This window comes from Bradyrhizobium sp. CCGUVB14, assembly GCF_024199935.1.
GTDB lineage: Bacteria > Pseudomonadota > Alphaproteobacteria > Rhizobiales > Xanthobacteraceae > Bradyrhizobium.
Genome location: NZ_JANADS010000001.1, coordinates 574,540 through 591,803, shown reverse-complemented (window position 1 = coordinate 591,803; position 17,264 = coordinate 574,540). Strand labels below are relative to the sequence as shown.

Below are 17,264 nucleotides of genomic sequence, written 5' to 3'. Positions count from 1 at the left end.
GCACGCTTGCGCTTTGCCCACCCTACGGCAGTGTGCGTGACGGCAGAAGTGCCTGACGTCTACGCCTTACGCCGCCGTATCCACCTTCAGCACCCCGCGACGGATCTGGTCTTCCTCGATCGACTCGAACAGGGCTTTGAAATTGCCCTCGCCGAAGCCGTCATCGCCCTTGCGCTGGATGAACTCGAAGAAGATCGGGCCGATCGCGTTGGCCGAGAAGATCTGCAGCAGCACCTTGGTCTGGCCGCCGTCGACGACGCCCTCGCCATCGATCAGGATGCCGTTCTTCTGCAAGCGCGCGACGTCCTCGCCATGCTTGGGCAGGCGCGCATCGATCCGCTCGAAATAGGTCTCGGGCGGCGACGGCATGAACGGCAGGCTCGCATCGCGCAGCCCCTCGATGGTGTGATGGATGTCGCGGCAGCCGCAGGCGATGTGCTGGATGCCCTCGCCGCGGTAGATCGACAGATATTCCTCGATCTGGCCGGAATCGCCGGCATCCTCGTTGATCGGAATCCGGATCTTGCCGTCCGGGCTGGTCAACGCGCGCGAGAATAGGCCCGAGGCGCGGCCCTCGATGTCGAAGAAACGGATCTGGCGGAAGTTGAACAGCTTTTCGTAGAAGCCCGTCCAAACGTCCATGCGGCCGCGATGAACGTTGTGGGTGAGATGGTCGAGATAGAACAGGCCGGCACCGTGGGGCCGCGGGTCGCGCGCATCCAGCCACTCAAATTCGGTATCATAGGCCGAGCCCTTGGCACCGTAGCGATCGACGAAATAAAGCAGGCTGCCCCCGATGCCCTTGATCGCGGGCACGTCGAGCGTCTTCTGTGCGGATGACGCGTCCGCCGGCTCCGCACCAAGCGCAATCGCGCGGTCGTAGGCCGCCTTCGCATCGACCACGCGGAACGCCATCGACGGCGCGCAGGGGCCGTGCGCGGCGACGAACTCGTAACCGTGGGTGCCGGGCTCCTCGTTGACGAGATAGTTGATGTCGCCCTGGCGATAGACCGTGATCCTCTTGGTCTTGTGGCGCGCGACGGGCGCGTAGCCCATCAGCTTGAACAGATCGTGCAGCTCCTGCGGATTGGGGTGCGCGTATTCGACGAACTCGAACCCGTCGGTGCCCATCGGATTGTCGGCGCTGATCGTGGCCGGCGGTGCATCGTGCGGAAACGGACCCATGGTGTTCTCCCAGATTGCTGCTGGAAAGAATTATCCTTCATCATCCGCGCAATGAGCGTGCAAATAGGCGACGATTTGGCTATCTTATGCACGATCCGTGCACGAAGTGGATAAAAGACGCATGATCTCGGTAGATGCCTTCGACCTCAAGATCCTCGGCGCGCTCCAGGATGACGGCCGCCTCACCAACCAGGAGCTTGCCGAACTCGCCGGCCTGTCTGCCTCGCAATGCTCGCGCCGCCGGATGCGGCTGGAGGAGGAGAAGGTCATCGCCGGCTACCACGCCGACCTCTCCAGCGAGGCGCTCGGCTTCGGCGTGATCGCCTTCATCCAGGTGGGACTTGCGACCCATTCGCCGGACAATTCAAAACGCTTTCGCGCGCTGGTGAACCGGATCGACGAGATCCAGGAGGCCTATTCGCTCACGGGCGACGCCGACTACGTGCTCAAGGCTGTGCTGCGCGATCTCAAGGGACTCTCCAATCTCGTCAACGACGTGCTGATGCCGCATCAGAGCGTGGCGCATGTGCGCTCATCGATCGTGCTCGACCGGCTCAAGGAAAGCTCGCGGCTGCCGCTGAAGGATTTGAAAGCTGGCTGAAATCGAGGGAACTACGCCATTCGCGTCGCTGGCGCGATCTGCGATGATCGGGCCCAATTTGCGGAGATTCACCCATGGCCCTCCAGCTGCGACCGAACTGCGAATATTGCGACCGCGACCTGCCGCCAAGCGCAACGGATGCGCGGATCTGCTCCTATGAATGCACGTTCTGTGCGGATTGCGTGGAGACAAAGCTCTCCAACGTCTGCCCGAACTGCGGCGGCGGCTTTGCCCCGCGCCCGATCCGCCCGACGCAGGAATGGCGGCCGGGCGTCTGCACGAGCAAGCAGGCGCCCTCGGACAAGCGGGTGCATTTGAAATACAGCCTAGACGACGTCGCGGCGCATTGCGCGCGGGTCAGGAACGTGGCGCCGGAGGAGCGATAGGTCTCGTTGGGTGGGCAAAGGCGCGTTAGCGCCGTGCCCACGTCATCGATATCGTGGGCACGCTTCCGCCGTCGCTCTTCGAGCTATGGCGGACAAGTCGCTTTGCCTACCCTACGGCACTGAGCTCGCAACTCACTCCGCCGCCAAAATCGTCCCCTCGACCTCACCGAACCCGACGCGATAGCCGTTGCCCTGGCACCAGCCGCGCATCACGAGGCTGTCGCCGTCCTCCAGGAACGAGCGCTTGGCGCCACCGGGCAGCTCGGCCGGCTCGGTGCCGTTCCAGCTGATCTCCAAGAGACTGCCGCGCTGGTTCTTCTCCGGGCCGGAGATGGTGCCGCTGCCGAGGAGATCGCCGACATTCATGGCGCAGCCGGAGGAGGCGTGGTGCATCAGCTGCTGCACCGAGGACCAGTACATGTATTTGAAATTGGTCCGGCTGATGCCGGCGGGCGCATTGGCGCCGGCGGCACGCAAGGAGACGTCCAGCTCGAGATCGTAGTTCTGCGGCTTGGCCTGCTTGAGATAATCCAGCGGCACCGGCTCCTGCGCCGGCCCCTTCAGCCGGAACGGCTCCAGCGCCTCGCGCGTCACCACCCAGGGGCTGATCGAGGTCGCGAACGCTTTCGCCAAGAACGGCCCGAGCGGCACATATTCCCATTGCTGGATGTCGCGCGCACTCCAGTCGTTGAGCAGCACGAAGCCGAAGATCATCTCTTCGGCCTGGCTTTCCGTGAGCATGCCGCCCATCGGCGACGGCTGGCCGATCACCGCACCCATCTCCAGCTCGAAATCGAGCCGCTTGCACGGCCCGAAGCTCGGCACGTCGACATTCGGCGGCTTCAACTGCCCGCGTGGCCGCTTCACCCTGGTGCCTGACACGACGACAGTCGAGGCGCGGCCGTTATAGGCGATCGGCATGTGCAGCCAGTTCGGCTGCAGCGCATTGTCCTTGCCGCGGAACATCACGCCGACATTGGTGGCGTGCTCTTTCGACGAATAGAAATCGGTGTAGCCGGAAACGGTGAATGGCAGATGCAGCTTCGCATCGCGCATCGGCACCAGCGCCTGCTTGCGCAGCTCCTCGTTGTCGCGCAGTTCCGGGTGATCGTGGCGCAGCAGCTCGCTGATCCGCGCCCGTGTCTTGCTCCAGACCTTCGGCCCCAGCGCCATGAATGGATTGAGCGAGGGGCCGGAGAACACGCCGAGCGGACCGACATCGAGCCGGGAATCCTGCTCGAGCTCCCAGAGATCGAGCACATAGCTGCCGATCGCAACGCCGACCCGCGGCGTCGGATTGGCCGCGGTCGAGAACACGCCATAGGGTAGGTTCTGGATCGGGAAGTCGGAGGCAGGGTCGATGTCGATGAAGGAGCGGAGGCTGGGATCGTTGGGGTGGGGCATTGGTTTCCCGTGGCGCAGCGGTGACGGTGTCACCCTCCCCTGGAGGGGGAGGGTCGGCTCATATTGAGCGCAGCGAAATATGAGACGGGGTGGGGTGATCTCTCAACACGGGCAGTGTTTCCTGCGGAGAGACCGTCACCCCCACCCCGCTACGCATTTCGCTTCGCTACATGCGTAACGACCCTCCCCCTCCAGGGGAGGGTAAGAAATCTCACGGCTTGTTCGGATCGAACCGCTTTTCAAGCCCCTTCCAGCAATCCGCGTAATCGTCCTGCAGCGTCGACGCATTCGCGGCATGCGCTGTCACGCGCTGCGGGTAGCGGGTTTCGAACATGAAGGCCATCGTGCCCGTGAGCTTGACCGGCTTCAGCTCGCCGTTGCTGGCATGCTCGAAGGCGTCGCGGTCCGGGCCGTGCGGCAGCATGCAATTGTGCAGGCTGTTGCCGCCCGGCACGAAGCCCTGCGGCTTGGCGTCGTAGACGCCGTAGATCAGGCCCATGAACTCGCTCATGATGTTCATATGATACCAGGGCGGGCGGAAGGTGTTGTCGGCGACCATCCAGCGCTCGGGGAAGATGACGAAGTCGATATTCGCGGTGCCCGCGGTCTCCGACGGCGAGGTCAGCACCGTGAAGATCGAGGGATCGGGATGGTCGAAGCCGATCGCGCCGACCGGCGAGAAGGTGCGCAGATCGTATTTGTAGGGCGCGTAATTGCCATGCCAGGCGACGACGTCGATCGGCGAATGCGGCAGCGTGGTCTTGAACAGCGAGCCGCCCCATTTCACGAACAGCTCGGTCGGCGTGTCCTTATCCTCGTAGTTCGCGACCGGTGTGAGGAAGTCGCGGGCATTGGCGAGACAATTGGCGCCGATCGGCCCGCGCTCCGGCAGCGTGAAGGCGCCGCTGTAATTCTCGCAGAGATAGCCGCGCGCCGGACCGTTCGGGATCTCGACGCGAAACTTCACGCCGCGCGGGATCACCACGATCTCGCCGGGCTCGGCATCGATGCGCCCGAACTCGGTGACGACGCGAAGATTGCCCTGCTGAAGCACGAACATCAGTTCGCCGTCGGCATTGTAGAAGTGCTGATCCACCATCGACTTGGTGATGAGATAGACATGCGCGGCCATGCCGGCCTGAGTGTTGACGTCACCGGCCGTTGTCATGGTCTGCACGCCCTGGAGGAAGGTCACCTCCTCCTTCGGCAGCGGCGTCGGGTCCCAGCGCAATTGCGCGATCGGCAGATCATATTCGTGGCACGGCGCCGAGCGCCACAGGCCGGCATCGACCTTCTCGAAACGGCCGGAATGCTTCACCGAGGGGCGAATGCGATAGAGCCAGGAGCGCTCATTGGTGCCGCGCGGTGCGGTGAAGGGCGAGCCCGAGAGCTGCTCGGCGTAAAGCCCGTAGGCGCAGCGCTGCGGCGAGTTGCGCCCGATCGGCAGCGCGCCCGGCAGCGCTTCGGTCTCAAAACTGTTGCCGAAGCCGGACATGTAGCCCGGCGTCACCTGCGCCGAGCTCCGGATGATCTGATCAGGCGAGGTATTGATGTTCATGACTATCCTCCTCCTTGCAGGGCCGCCCACATTTCCTGGTCGCGCTTGTCGGTCCAGATCACGGGATCGTCGATCCCCGACGCTTCGTCATAGGCGCGCGAGACGTTGAACGGCAGGCAGTGCTCGTAGATGGCGAAGCTGTGGAATTTCGGATCCATCACCTCGCGCGTCGCGGCCATCGATTCCTTCAGCGTCCGGCCCCTGGCGACCGAGACTTCGGCCGCGCCATAGAGCGAGGTGACGAAGTCGCGCGTCATCGCGATGGCCTCGCGCACGGTGGCTGTGCCCCTCAGCGCATCGCCGCGGCCCGGCGCGATCGCCTTGGGATTGAAATTGCGGATCTCGTTCAGCGTCAGCGGCCATTCGCGCAGATGCGCGTCGCCGCAATAGCAGGCCGAGTGATATTCGATGAGGTCGCCGGAGAACATCACTTCGGCGTCCGGCACCCAGGCGACGATATCGCCGGAGGTGTGGCCAGCGCCGAGCTGCATCAGCCGCACCTCGCGCTTGCCGAGGTAGATCGACATCTCGCCTTCGAAGGTCAGCGTCGGCCAGGTCAGGCCGGGAATGCTGGCAGCATCCTGGAACAGGCGCGGGAAGCGGCCATACTCGGAATCCCAATCCTGCTGGCCGCGCTCCTCGATCAGACGATGGGTCTCCTGCGAGGCGACGATGCCCTGCGCCTTGTAGGCGGAGGCGCCGAGCACGCGTACGGCGTGATAATGCGACAGCACGACATATTTGATCGGCTTGTCGGTGACGGTTTTGACGCGCTCGATCACCTTGTTGGCCATCGCCGGCGTCGACTGCGCATCGAACACGAGGCAGCCGTCGTCGCCGACGATGATCGCCGTGTTCGGATCGCCCTCGGCGGTGAAGGCGTAGAGATCGGTGCCGATCTCGGAGAAGGTGATCTTCTTCTCGGAGAGATCGCCGGTGGATGCGAAGTTCTTCGCCATCAGTTCGTCCTTCAAGTGTCGGGTTATTGCTGTTGCTGTTGCTGTTGTTGCTGCTGGCCGTCGATCATGCGGCGTCTCGCCAGCGCGAGCGCTTCCCGCAATACGTCGATGTCGCCGATGTGATTGGCGAGGATCAAAACCAGCGCGGCGTCGAAATCGGCGCTCTGCTCGTCAGTAAGGCCGCGATGCGCCTCGACGACGGCGCGAAAGGCATCATCGGGTCGCGCAAAATTGGAGCTGGTGGAAAGCGGCATGCGAAACCTCAATTCAAGCCTGCGGCCCGCGACAGTGCCGCCGTGATCGCCGCACGCGTCGGATGGCGGAAGCGCGCGGCGACGTAGCCGTCGGGCCTCAGGAGATAGGCAGAGCCCGGCTCGGCGTCATAACGCTTCGCGACAAAGCCGGAGGGATCGGCAAGTCCGCCCTCCCCGCCGATGCGGATATCCTTGACGCCATCGGGCGTATCGATCGCCGCGCCATTGCTGAACGACAGCAGGGTAAACTCCGTTCCACCCTTGCGGAACGCATCCGTCAGATAGGCCTGCTGGCCAATGGGTGCGTCCGGCATGGAGCAACCGGGCGAGGGTCCGCCGCTCCACGCCTCCGCATCCGGTGACGACAGTGACGTGTCGTAGCTGCATGGCACCGACAGCCTTCCGCCGTTGACCATGCGCTTGCCGAACTCGGTTTCCTTGGCCAGCGACAGCACCGCCTGACGCAGCCGGGCTTCCTGATGCGAATTCGGCGCCATGAAATCGGTCGAGCGGGTGGATTCGCGGATATTCTCATCGGCCGCCAGGCTGCGCTCGACATGGTAGCTTTCGAGCAGGCTCGCAGGCGAGGTGCCGCGCAGCACGCGGTCGAGCTTCCAGGAGAGATTTTCGGCGTCTTCCAGTCCCGAGTTCGCACCGCGAGCGCCGAAGGGCGAGACCTGATGCGCGGAATCGCCGGCAAAGATCACGCGGCCATGGAGGAAGCGATCCATCCGCCGGCACTGGAATTTGTAAAGCGAGATCCACTCGAACTCGAACTTGTCGTGCCCGAGCATGCGCGCGATCCGCGGCCGCACGTTCTCCGGCTTCTTCTCGACTGTGGGATCGGCATAGCGATTGAGCTGGAGATCGATGCGCCAGACGTCATCAGGCTGCCGGTGCAGCAGCGCCGAACGTCCCTGATGAAACGGCGGATCGAACCAGAACCAGCGCTCGGTCGGGAATTCCGCCGTCATCTTCACGTCGGCGATCAGGAACTGATCCTCGAACACCTGTCCCGCGAACTCGGCGCCGACCATCTGCCGCAGCGAGGAACGCGCGCCGTCGCAGGCAACGACATATTGCGCATGCAGGCGGTAGGCGCCTTCGGGTGTCTCGATCGTAAGCGCGACGGAATCGTTGCGCTGTTCGACCGACGTGACCTTGTTGCGCCAGCGCAGGTCGACCGCGGGCAGATCGCCGATGCGATCGACCAGATAGGCCTCGGCGTAATATTGCTGGAGATTGATGAAGGCCGGCCGCTTGTGGCCGTCCTCCGGCAGCAGGTTGAACTGATAGAGCTGGGACTCGCCGTGGAAGATGCGGCCGACGCTCCACACGACGCCCTTGTCGACCATGCGGTCGGCGACGCCGAGCCGGTCCCAATATTCCAGCGAGCGCTTCGAGAAGCAGATCGCGCGCGAGCCCTCGCCGATGCGGTCGGCATCGTCCAGAAGGACGACGCGCTGGCCGCGCTGGGCGAGATCGATCGCCAGCGATAGCCCGACGGGCCCGGCGCCAACGACCACGACCGGATGCTCGGCCGGATTCTGACCGGGGCGATCCTGATCGGGGTGGCGGCGATAGCCGAACTGGGTTTTGGCCTGATGCGTATTGGCCTGCGCCATACACTAACCTCGGCTCTGGTCAGGGGAGGACTGATCTGCTAGATAGTCTCACGTGCAACTATTTTGGACCGGAGCCGGCCGGCCGTCAACTGGAATTCGGAGCGCGCCCCTTGGCGAGGACATCCAGCGACATCGCGTTGAAGACACGGCAGGCCGATGAGGCTTCGCCGCGGCCAAAGTCACGGCTCGATCTGTTCAAGTTCGTGCCGTTCCGCCTCAACCGGCTCGCGGCGGAGGTCAGTTCCGCGCTCGCGGTCGAATATCAGGAACGTCACGGCCTCGACATTCCGGCATGGCGCGTCATTGCCACGCTCGGCTTCCGCAACGATGCCTGCAGCGCGCAGTACATCTCGCAATGCACCCGCACGCACAAATCCACCATCAGCCGCGCAGTGACGGCGCTGCTGCATGACGGCTTGATCGAGCGGGTCGAGAACGAAGCCGATCGCCGCGAATTCCGCCTGCAACTGACGAAGAAAGGCCGCGCACTGTACGAGGAATTGTTTCCGCAATTGCTGCGACGGGAAGACGAAATCCTCGCCTGCCTGTCCGCGCAGGAGCGCAAGCAACTCTCCGCGCTGCTCGGCAAGATCGAGGACAGCCTCGACCTGATCCAGACCAGCGAAGAGGCAGATGCGAAGCAGGCGTATTAGGGCGCGCACGCATAGAGGCGCAGACGTCGGCTTGTGGGAGTCCGGTTGAAAAAACTTGGTAGGCCCGTGACGGCAGTGGCGTATATGGCGATGCTATTTGTGGCGTTTGCCGCAACTCGCGCATGCGCCGCTGACATAGGTTATCTGGCTCCCCCTGGAGTCGCTGCAAGCGAGTTTCCCTCACCGCAGCGCCCTGTCGCACGGATCGTCAGCCCACGCCGCTCCGCCGAAGAGCGCCGCGACGCCCTCAATGAGGCCGGTCAAATCGCACGCGTTCTTGAACTGAAACCAGGCATGACAGTCGGCGACATTGGAGCAGGCAGTGGCTACCACACGGTCAGGCTCTCGCACCTCGTCGGCCCCGCCGGCTCTGTCATTGCCCAGGACGTCACGCGGGATTACCTCGTCGAACTCGCCAGGCGAACAGAACTTCTGAAGTTGACGAACGTGCAATTTGCGCTCGGCGAACCACACGACCCGCGTCTGCCCGCTTCCTCGCTGGACGCCGCAATCCTTGTGCATATGTATCACGAGATCGCCCAACCCTATGCCTTCCTCTACAATCTCGCGCCCGCCCTGAAGCAGGGTGCGCGGGTCGGAATTGTCGATCTTGAGCTTCCAACGTCGAAGCATGGCACGCCAATTGAGCTCTTGCGCTGCGAATTGACCGCCGTCGGCTATCGCGAGGTTGCCGCATACAAGCTCGCGGGGGACGCAGGATACCTGGCGGTATTCTCTCCGCCGGAGCTAGCGGCTCGAAGATCTCCCCGCGATGTCGTTGCTTGCGAGGATCCTGCCGGCGCTCGTTGACATCACGCCCGCCGCCCGCGAATCTCGCCTCACCGCCTGATGTCCGCTGCGCTCAGGACTTACACGGACGCGCCCTGGCTCCGTCACTTCGCGAACGACCGCGTCGGCGGCACATGCAATGCCCAGGCGTCGACCTTGTCGCTGGCGCGCGGATAAATCTCGGTCACGATCGGATCGTGGCCGGGAATGAACCGGTCGGGATGGCCGGCGAGACGTTCGATCGTCTCCCAGCCCATGGCCATGTCGCCGACATTGTAGACGATCGGGAACGGGCTGCGGCGTTGCAGATTGGCGTAGTAATGCGCAGCGTCTGACGCCAGCACCACCGGACCGCGCGCGGTCTCGACCTTGACCACCTGCAAGCCGTCCGAATGGCCGCCGACGCGGTGCACGGTGACACCAGGCGCGATTTCACCGTCGCCGGAATAGAAATTGACGCGCTCGCCGTAGACATGGCGCACCATCTGGGTGACGTGCTCGACCGAGAATGGATGTCGCAGCAGTCCGTTACACATGCAGCGGCCCGTGGCGTAAGCCATCTCGCGCTCCTGGAGATGGAAGCGCGCATTCGGGAAGCGATCGAGATTGCCGGCGTGATCGTAATGCAGATGCGTCACGATGATGTCGCGAATGCTCGACGCGGCGACGCCGAAACGCTCCAGCGCATCGACCGGATTGAGCGTCAGCTTGCGCGCGCGCGAGATAGCCTCCTCGGCATTGAAACCGGTATCGACCAGAATATCGCGCCCCTGCCCCCGGATCAGCCAAACGAAGTAGTCGAGATCCTGCGCCGCGCTGTCATGCGGGTCGGGCGCCAGAAAATTCATGCTGGGGGTGCGCGGCGACATCGTCGCATAGCGAAGAGCGTAGATTTCGTAGGCGTTTCCCATGATCTTGATCCCGGCTTTTGCTTTTTCTGAATGGACCTGCCGCGCACCAAGCCATTGCCCACCATAAAGGTCAAACGCCTGAGCCCGCGATGGACGCAGGGCGCAATGTGAGACCAATCACATTTTCGTCGCGAGTGCCGGCCTAACATGACGGCCGGAACCCTGAACGAGAACGCGTCGAGGAGAGCCGTGACCGCCGATTTATTCCCCTCGCGAGTTGCCCCTGCGTCGCGGTCAATTGTCGCGATAGTGCCGAATCTCCAAGCGGTTGACGCCTCCACTCCCCGGTTTGATAATGCACTTTGCGTAAGTTAAGGTCGCCGCGGCGCAAGCTGGGAACGGCGCCTTTTTGGCTGGACCGCGCTGATTATGAAAATTCGCTTCCTTTTTCTTCTGCCCTTGCTCCTCTCGCTCATCCCGACCGCGCCGTCGCACGCGGCCGGCGACCGCTACGCGCTGGTCATCGGCAATGCCAAATACCCGGATGCCGACAGCCCGCTGAAGGAGCCGCTCAACGATGCTCGCGACGTCGCCGACGAACTCAAGCGCGACGGCTTTACCGTTGAGGTCGGCGAGAACCTGACCGGCGACGCTATGCGCCGCGCCTTCGACAAGCTCTACGGCAAGATCAAGCCGGGCTCGGTGGCGCTGATCTTCTACAGCGGGTTCGGCATCCAGTCGGCGCGCCAGAGCTACATGATCCCGGTCGACGCGCAGATCTGGACCGAGTCCGACGTCCGTCGCGACGGGTTCAGCATCGAAGCGATCCTGGGCGAGCTCAACACCCGCGGCGCGGGCGTCAAGATCGCGCTGATCGATGCCTCCAGGCGCAATCCGTTCGAACGGCGGTTCCGCAGCTTCTCGGCGGGCCTGACCCCCGTCATCGCGCCGAACGGCACCCTGGTGATGTATTCGGCGGCGCTGGCATCGGTGGTATCGGACGCCGGCGGCGACCACAGCCTGTTCGTCCAGGAACTGCTCAAGGAAATCCGTGTCCCCGACCTGATGGCGGAGGAAACGCTGAACCGCACTAAGATGGGCGTCACCCGCGCCTCGCGCGGCGAGCAGGTGCCGTGGATCTCGTCCTCGCTCGCCGAGGATTTCTCGTTCATTCCGGGTGCAGCCGGATCGCGCCCGACGGCGACGACCCCGCCACCGGCGCCTCCCGCACCGGCGCCGCCTGCGGTCGCCAACAACCCGCCTCCGGCACCGCCCGCCCCACCGCCAGCAGCACCGCCCGTGGCTGCGAACAATCCGCCGGCGCCGCCTGCACCTCCGTCACCGCCGCCGGCGCCGAAGCCGCAGGTTGAAGCTGCGCTGCCTCCGCCGACACCGCCGGCCAAACCGGCCGAGCCCGCCCCGTCGCCGAATGCAGATGGTGGGCCGAGCGCGTCCGCGCTGGCGGAGGATCCCACCATCAAGGGCCTGACGGCTAAGATCGCCGCCAATCCGGACGATGTGAATGCGCTGTATCGGCGTGGCCAGGTCTATGCCAGCAAGGGGGCCTACAGCCTTGCCATCAAGGATTTTGACGAGACGCTCCGGATCAATTCGAAGGACGTCGAGGCGCTGAACAACCGCTGCTGGACCCGTGCCGTGGTCGGCGACCTCCAGGGCGCGCTGAAGGATTGTAACGAGGCGCTGCGGCTGCGGCCCAACTTCGTCGATGCGCTGGACAGCCGCGGGCTGGTGAACCTCAAATCCGGGGCGGCAAAGAACGCCATCGCCGATTTTGACGCCGCGCTGAAGATCAACCCGCGCCTGACCTCTTCGCTCTATGGACGGGGCGTCGCGAAGCAGCGCAACGGCTCCGCCCAGGAGGGCGCGCTCGACGTCGCCAATGCCAAAGCGATGGACCCGAACATCGTGCAGGAATTCGCAAGTTACGGAGTGCGTTGATATTTTTTTGATTTGAGGCCGGCAGCGCCTCGAACCCGCGGCGGTCCGGCAAGACTAACAGAACGGGTGCCGCAGGCGGCCTTGCCGTGGGGGCCACTTGCAGGAATTTTGGTACCGCGCGGGCTCGCGCAGGAGGGACTGGCAATGAGATTGGCTGCAAAGGGACTGACCGCGATCCTGTCCATCTTCACCATCGGCGCCGCACTGACGCTCCCGCCCGCTTTCGCCGGCGACGACGGCAACAGCAAGAACGTCACCGAGGACGAGATCGTCCGCGCGCTGGCGCCGCCGCCGAAGAAGCCCCTCACCCGCGGCCTCTCGATCGCTCCGCAGGCCGATCCGGCGCCGAACGCGGCGGAAACCAAGCTGATCCAGTCGGTCCGCGGCCGCGCCACGCGCTCGCTGTCGTCGACAGAGCGCGAGGAGATCGCCTCGGCCGCCAAGGACAAGCCGAATATCGATCTCGAAATCACCTTTGACTACAACTCGGCCGACATCAGCACCAAGTCGCTGCCTTCGGTGCAGGCGCTTGGCCGCGCACTGACCAGCCCCGATTTGAAGGGCTCGACCTTCGTGGTCGCCGGGCATACCGACGCCGCCGGCGGCGAGGGCTACAATCAGGAGCTGTCGGAACGCCGCGCGGATTCGATCAAGCGCTACCTCGTCGAGAAGTACAGCATTGCCGCCACCGACCTCGTCACCGTCGGCTACGGCAAGAGCAAGCTGAAGGATCCGAACCAGCCGATGGCGGAGGTGAACCGCCGCGTTCAGGTCGTGAATATGGAAAACAAGACCACCGCATCGAAGTGACCACGACGTAATCCTTTGCAGTGACAAGTCGTGATGTGGTGTAAAGTCTTGCTCCCAGCGCGCGTCCCGCAGCCCTGCGGGACGCCGCTTCGTTTCAGGGAAACGATCCCAGCAACCCCGAGCCAGGCCAGGATGATCCGGCGATGAACATCTCCGAATATCTCAAGCCTGCGGGAACCGTGGCGTTCATCGTTGCGCTCGGCCTCGGCTATTACTGGTTCGAGCATCGGCATCGCCCCGAGGCGAAGGAGACGCCGGGCGAGGCCCTCGTCATCGTCGCGAAGTCGACCAACGCCTGCTTCTCCGATCTGGTGCGCGTCACCGGCTTCTTCGTGCCGCGGCGCGAGGCCGTGGTCATGCCCGACCAGGAAGGATCGAAGGTCACCGACGTCTTCGTCACCGAAGGCGCGATCGTCACCGAAAACCAGGAGCTGGCGCGCCTGACGGCGCCGCCGCAGATCCCGGGCCAGCCGCAAAGGCCGGGCCCGCAGGGTCCGATCTCGCTGAAGGCACCGGCGCCGGGTCTCATCACGGAAGTGCGGACCGTTGTCGGTGCACCGGCATCGCCGCAGGCCGGACCGATGTTCCGCATCGCCGTCAACAACGAGATCGAGCTGGATGCGCAGGTCCCGGCCGTGCACATGCCAAAACTCAGCCCCGGCGCGACGGTACGGATCAGCCGGGATGACGCCGCCGATCTGATCGGCCGCGTCCGGCTGGTTGCGCCCGAGATCGACCGCGCCACACAGCTCGGCCGCGTCCGCATCAGCGTCACCAACAATCCGTCGCTGAAGGTCGGCGTGTTTGCCCGTGCCTCGATCGACGCCAAGCGAAGCTGCGGCGTCGCGGTTCCCAAGACGGCGATCGACCATCTCACCGTGCAGGTGGTCAAAGGCAATACCGTCGAGACACGCCGGGTGCGCGTCGGGCTGACATCCGACAGCCAAACCGAAATCCTTGAAGGGGTCGACGTCGGCGAAATCGTCGTCGCCGACGCCGGCTCTTCGCTCCATGACGGCGACCAGATCAAGACCATGTTCGCCGATGAACTCGATCGCACGCGGGTACGCTGATGGCTCTCAATATCTCGGCATGGTCAATCCGGAATCCGCTGCCGTCGGTGGTGTTTTCGATCATCCTCCTGATCCTCGGCTGGACCTCCTTCACCAAGCTCGCGATCACGCGACTGCCCTCGGCCGACATTCCCGTGATCTCGGTCGCGGTGGCGCAGTTCGGCGCCGCCCCGGCGGAACTCGAATCCCAGGTCACCAAGACGGTTGAAGACGCCGTCTCAGGCGTCGAGGGCGTGCGGCACATCACCTCCTCGATCACCGACGGCGTGTCGGTCACCACCATCCAGTTCGCGCTGGAAACCAACACCGATCGCGCACTCAACGACGTCAAGGACGCGGTGACGCGCGTGCGCTCGAACCTGCCGCAGAACGTGACCGAGCCGCTGATCCAGCGCGTCGACGTGATCGGCCTGCCGATCGTCACCTATGCCGCGATTTCGCCCGGCAAGACGCCGGAGCAACTGTCTTATTTCGTCGACGACGTGGTCAAGCGCGCGCTGCAGGGCGTGCGCGGCGTCGCCCAGGTCGAACGCATCGGCGGTGTCGAGCGCGAGATCCTGGTCTCGCTCGATCCCGACCGCCTGCAGGCGATGGGGCTGACGGCCGTCAATGTCAGCCAGAGCCTGCGCGGCACTAATGTCGACGTCGCCGGCGGCCGCGCCGAAATCGGCAAGAACGACCAGGCGATCCGGACGCTGGCCGGCGCCAAGACGCTGAGCGACCTCGCCGGCACCATGGTCCCGCTGTTCGGCGGCGGCGAGGTCCGTCTCGACGATCTCGGCACCGTGACCGACACCATCGCCGACCGCCGGACCTTCGCCCGCTTCAACGGCGAGCCGGTCGTCGCGCTCGGCATCAAGCGCTCCAAGGGCGCCAGCGACGTGAAGGTCGCCGAAGCCGTGCAGAAGCGCATCGACGCACTCAAGGCCGCCTATCCCGATGTCGACCTCAAGCTGATCGACACCTCGGTCGAATACACCAACGGCAATTACGAGGCGGCGATCTCGACCCTGTTCGAGGGCGCCATCCTCGCCGTGGTCATCGTGCTGCTATTCCTGCGCGACCTTCGCGCCACCATCATTGCCGCGGTCTCGCTGCCGCTGTCGATCTTCCCGGCGTTCTGGGCGATGGACATCCTCGGCTTCTCGCTCAACCTCGTCAGCTTCCTCGCCATCACGCTATCGACAGGCATTCTGGTCGACGACGCCATCGTCGAGATCGAGAACATCGTACGGCACATGAACATGGGCAAATCGCCCTACCGTGCCGCGCTCGAAGCCGCCGACGAAATCGGCCTCGCCGTGATCGCGATCTCGCTGACCATCATCGCGATCTTCGCGCCCGCGAGCTTCATGTCGGGCATCGCCGGACAGTTCTTCAAGCAGTTCGGCATCACCGTGTCGGTGCAGGTGTTCTTCTCCCTGCTCGCGGCGCGCTTCGTGACGCCGATGCTGGCGGCCTACTTTCTCAAACATGGCAATCATGAAGAGCCGCCACCCGGCCGCATCCTGCGGACCTATCACGGTCTCGTCTCGTGGTCGGTAAAGCACTATTTCATCACCGTGCTGATCGGGTTCGGCATCTTCGCGGCCTCGATCTGGAGCATCACGCTGCTGCCGCAGGGCTTCCTGCCGGCGCAAGACAGCGCCCGCTCGCTGCTCGCCCTCGAACTGCCGCCGGGCACGCAGCTCGCCTACACCGAAAAGGTCACCGAGGACATCGTCGCACGGCTGCGCAAGCGGCCCGAAGTGAAGAGCATCTTCGTGGACGGCGGCCGCGTTCCGCCAGGCACCCAGGAAGTCCGGCGCGCTGCCCTGATCATCAATTACACGCCCAAGAACGACCGCAACATCACCCAGCGCGAGCTCGAGTTCTCGATCAGCCAGGAGCTGGAGAACGTTCCCGATATCCGCTTCTGGTTCCTGGACGAGAACGGCCTGCGCGCGATCTCCCTGGTCGTGACTGGCGTCGATGCCAACATCGTCAACAACGTCGCCAGCGAACTCGCGACGCAGATGAAGCGAATTCCGACCATCTCCAACGTGATCTCGGAGACCTCGCTGGAGCGCCCCGAATTGCGCATCGAGCCGCGCGCCGATCTCGCCGCAAGGCTCGGCGTCTCGACCGAAAGCCTGTCGCAGACCATCCGCGTCGCAACCATCGGCGACGTCGGTCCGGCGCTTGCCAAGTTCGACGTCGGCGACCGTCTGGTGCCGATCCGCGTGCAGCTCGAGGATGCCGCGCGCGGCAATCTCAAGACGCTGGAGCAGCTGCGCGTGCCGCTCGGTGAGCACGGCGAGAAAGGCGGCGTGCCGCTGTCCGTCATCGCCGACGTCAAGCTCGACCAGGGCCCGACCAGCATCAACCGCTACGACCGCGAACGGCAGGCAACCGTCGCCGCCGACCTCGTCGGCTCCGCGGCGCTCGGCGATGCGACCAAGAAGATCTACGATCTGCCTGTCATGAAGAGCCTGCCGAAGGGCGTGAAAGTCTCCCCCTCCGGCGACGCCGAAAGCCTCAATGAACTGTCCGACGGCTTCGCCACCGCGATCACGGCCGGCCTGATGATGGTCTATGCGGTGCTGGTGCTGCTGTTCGGCACCTTCCTGCAGCCGATCACCATCCTGTTCTCGCTACCGCTCTCGATCGGCGGCGCGATTGCCGCGCTGCTCGTCACCGGCAAGCAGCTCACCACACCGGTGTGGATCGGCATCCTGATGCTGATGGGCATCGTCACCAAGAACGCGATCATGCTGGTGGAGTTCGCGATCGAATCCATCAATGCCGGCAAGCCGCGCGACGAGGCGATGATCGACGCCGGCATGAAGCGCGCCCGCCCGATCGTGATGACCACGATCGCGATGGCCGCCGGCATGATGCCGAGCGCGCTCGCGGTCGGCGCCGGCGGCGAGTTCCGCTCGCCAATGGCGCTCGCGGTGATCGGCGGCCTGATCTTCTCGACCATCCTGTCGCTGGTGTTCGTGCCCGCGATGTTCATGGTGATGGACGACCTCGGCGCCCTGATCTGGCGCTTCGGCAAGCGGCTGATCGTGCACAGCGAAGACGCGGAGACCGACGGTCATCATGAGGCCGCGGAAGCGGCACATGCGCCGAAGAGCATCGTGCACCCGGCGGCGGAGTAAGTTCCCGCCGGCGC

15 protein-coding genes are annotated in these 17,264 nt (G+C 64.3%); 8 read left to right on the top strand and 7 right to left on the bottom strand.

The features are described 5' to 3' along the window. Window positions 1-66 precede the first annotated feature (66 nt). Complete coding sequence (gene hppD / locus NLM32_RS02835; protein WP_254127771.1) at window positions 67-1,185, bottom strand: 4-hydroxyphenylpyruvate dioxygenase; 1,119 nt, start codon at window positions 1,183-1,185, stop codon at window positions 67-69. Window positions 1,186-1,306: 121 nt separating this feature from the next. Here hppD and NLM32_RS02830 point away from each other — a divergent pair, with 121 nt between their 5' ends. Continuing rightward, window positions 1,307-1,786 (top strand): Lrp/AsnC family transcriptional regulator, encoded by a 480-nt coding sequence (locus tag NLM32_RS02830; protein ID WP_254127770.1) that lies wholly within the window; start codon window positions 1,307-1,309, stop codon window positions 1,784-1,786. Between the two features lie 74 nt (window positions 1,787-1,860). Then, window positions 1,861-2,172: a DUF1272 domain-containing protein gene (locus NLM32_RS02825; RefSeq protein WP_254127769.1), complete on the top strand. Its 312-nt coding sequence runs from the start codon at window positions 1,861-1,863 to the stop codon at window positions 2,170-2,172. A gap of 132 nt (window positions 2,173-2,304) precedes the next feature. Here NLM32_RS02825 and fahA read toward each other — a convergent pair whose 3' ends face one another. From fahA to NLM32_RS02800, 5 genes are all read right to left on the bottom strand, one after another. Further along, window positions 2,305-3,576, bottom strand: coding sequence for a fumarylacetoacetase (gene fahA / locus NLM32_RS02820; RefSeq protein WP_254127768.1), 1,272 nt, complete (start codon window positions 3,574-3,576; stop codon window positions 2,305-2,307). A gap of 211 nt (window positions 3,577-3,787) precedes the next feature. Then, window positions 3,788-5,134 (bottom strand): homogentisate 1,2-dioxygenase, encoded by a 1,347-nt coding sequence (gene hmgA / locus NLM32_RS02815; protein WP_254127767.1) that lies wholly within the window; start codon window positions 5,132-5,134, stop codon window positions 3,788-3,790. 2 nt (window positions 5,135-5,136) lie between these two features. Next, a complete protein-coding gene (locus NLM32_RS02810) occupies window positions 5,137-6,093 on the bottom strand; it encodes an MBL fold metallo-hydrolase (protein WP_254127766.1) in 957 nt (318 codons plus the stop codon). A gap of 23 nt (window positions 6,094-6,116) precedes the next feature. Beyond that, a complete protein-coding gene (locus NLM32_RS02805; protein ID WP_254127765.1) occupies window positions 6,117-6,347 on the bottom strand; it encodes a DUF2783 domain-containing protein in 231 nt (76 codons plus the stop codon). 8 nt (window positions 6,348-6,355) lie between these two features. Beyond that, a complete protein-coding gene (locus NLM32_RS02800; protein WP_254127764.1) occupies window positions 6,356-7,972 on the bottom strand; it encodes an FAD-dependent oxidoreductase in 1,617 nt (538 codons plus the stop codon). Window positions 7,973-8,082: 110 nt separating this feature from the next. On the opposite strand from NLM32_RS02800, the gene NLM32_RS02795 reads away from it, so the two are divergent. Next, window positions 8,083-8,625 carry a MarR family winged helix-turn-helix transcriptional regulator gene (locus tag NLM32_RS02795; protein WP_254127763.1) on the top strand — a complete coding sequence of 181 codons (543 nt, stop codon included), beginning with the start codon at window positions 8,083-8,085 and terminating at the stop codon, window positions 8,623-8,625. A gap of 90 nt (window positions 8,626-8,715) precedes the next feature. Next, window positions 8,716-9,435, top strand: a complete 720-nt coding sequence (locus tag NLM32_RS02790) for a methyltransferase domain-containing protein (RefSeq protein ID WP_375143621.1) — start codon at window positions 8,716-8,718, stop codon at window positions 9,433-9,435. A gap of 83 nt (window positions 9,436-9,518) precedes the next feature. On the opposite strand, the gene NLM32_RS02785 is transcribed toward NLM32_RS02790, so the two are convergent. Beyond that, window positions 9,519-10,325 (bottom strand): N-acyl homoserine lactonase family protein, encoded by an 807-nt coding sequence (locus NLM32_RS02785; RefSeq protein WP_254127761.1) that lies wholly within the window; start codon window positions 10,323-10,325, stop codon window positions 9,519-9,521. A gap of 369 nt (window positions 10,326-10,694) precedes the next feature. Between NLM32_RS02785 and NLM32_RS02780 the strand changes: the two genes are divergently transcribed. From NLM32_RS02780 to NLM32_RS02765, 4 genes are all read left to right on the top strand, one after another. Then, the gene (locus tag NLM32_RS02780) at window positions 10,695-12,224 is read left to right on the top strand and encodes a caspase family protein (protein ID WP_254127760.1); all 1,530 of its coding nucleotides are present in this window, start codon (window positions 10,695-10,697) and stop codon (window positions 12,222-12,224) included. A gap of 144 nt (window positions 12,225-12,368) precedes the next feature. Continuing rightward, entirely contained in the window at window positions 12,369-13,034 is a 666-nt protein-coding gene (locus NLM32_RS02775) for an OmpA family protein (RefSeq protein WP_254127759.1), read from the top strand. Window positions 13,035-13,177: 143 nt separating this feature from the next. Further along, window positions 13,178-14,107 (top strand): efflux RND transporter periplasmic adaptor subunit, encoded by a 930-nt coding sequence (locus NLM32_RS02770; RefSeq protein WP_254127758.1) that lies wholly within the window; start codon window positions 13,178-13,180, stop codon window positions 14,105-14,107. Next, complete coding sequence (locus NLM32_RS02765; protein WP_254127757.1) at window positions 14,107-17,250, top strand: efflux RND transporter permease subunit; 3,144 nt, start codon at window positions 14,107-14,109, stop codon at window positions 17,248-17,250. Before NLM32_RS02770 ends, NLM32_RS02765 begins: the two co-directional genes overlap by 1 nt. Window positions 17,251-17,264: the final 14 nt, after the last annotated feature.

Excerpts from the sequence above, each read along its gene's own strand:
- NLM32_RS02780 (WP_254127760.1), top strand. The coding sequence starts at position 10,695 with ATGAAAATTCGCTTCCTTTTTCTTCTGCCCTTGCTCCTCTCGCTCATC.
- NLM32_RS02825 (WP_254127769.1), top strand. The coding sequence starts at position 1,861 with ATGGCCCTCCAGCTGCGACCGAACTGCGAATATTGCGACCGCGACCTG.
- hmgA (WP_254127767.1), bottom strand. The coding sequence starts at position 5,134 with ATGAACATCAATACCTCGCCTGATCAGATCATCCGGAGCTCGGCGCAG.
- NLM32_RS02830 (WP_254127770.1), top strand. The coding sequence starts at position 1,307 with ATGATCTCGGTAGATGCCTTCGACCTCAAGATCCTCGGCGCGCTCCAG.
- fahA (WP_254127768.1), bottom strand. The coding sequence starts at position 3,576 with ATGCCCCACCCCAACGATCCCAGCCTCCGCTCCTTCATCGACATCGAC.
- hppD (WP_254127771.1), bottom strand. The coding sequence starts at position 1,185 with ATGGGTCCGTTTCCGCACGATGCACCGCCGGCCACGATCAGCGCCGAC.
- NLM32_RS02790 (WP_375143621.1), top strand. The coding sequence starts at position 8,716 with ATGCTATTTGTGGCGTTTGCCGCAACTCGCGCATGCGCCGCTGACATA.
- NLM32_RS02785 (WP_254127761.1), bottom strand. The coding sequence starts at position 10,325 with ATGGGAAACGCCTACGAAATCTACGCTCTTCGCTATGCGACGATGTCG.
- NLM32_RS02775 (WP_254127759.1), top strand. The coding sequence starts at position 12,369 with ATGAGATTGGCTGCAAAGGGACTGACCGCGATCCTGTCCATCTTCACC.
- NLM32_RS02800 (WP_254127764.1), bottom strand. The coding sequence starts at position 7,972 with ATGGCGCAGGCCAATACGCATCAGGCCAAAACCCAGTTCGGCTATCGC.
- NLM32_RS02810 (WP_254127766.1), bottom strand. The coding sequence starts at position 6,093 with ATGGCGAAGAACTTCGCATCCACCGGCGATCTCTCCGAGAAGAAGATC.
- NLM32_RS02770 (WP_254127758.1), top strand. The coding sequence starts at position 13,178 with ATGAACATCTCCGAATATCTCAAGCCTGCGGGAACCGTGGCGTTCATC.
- NLM32_RS02765 (WP_254127757.1), top strand. The coding sequence starts at position 14,107 with ATGGCTCTCAATATCTCGGCATGGTCAATCCGGAATCCGCTGCCGTCG.
- NLM32_RS02805 (WP_254127765.1), bottom strand. The coding sequence starts at position 6,347 with ATGCCGCTTTCCACCAGCTCCAATTTTGCGCGACCCGATGATGCCTTT.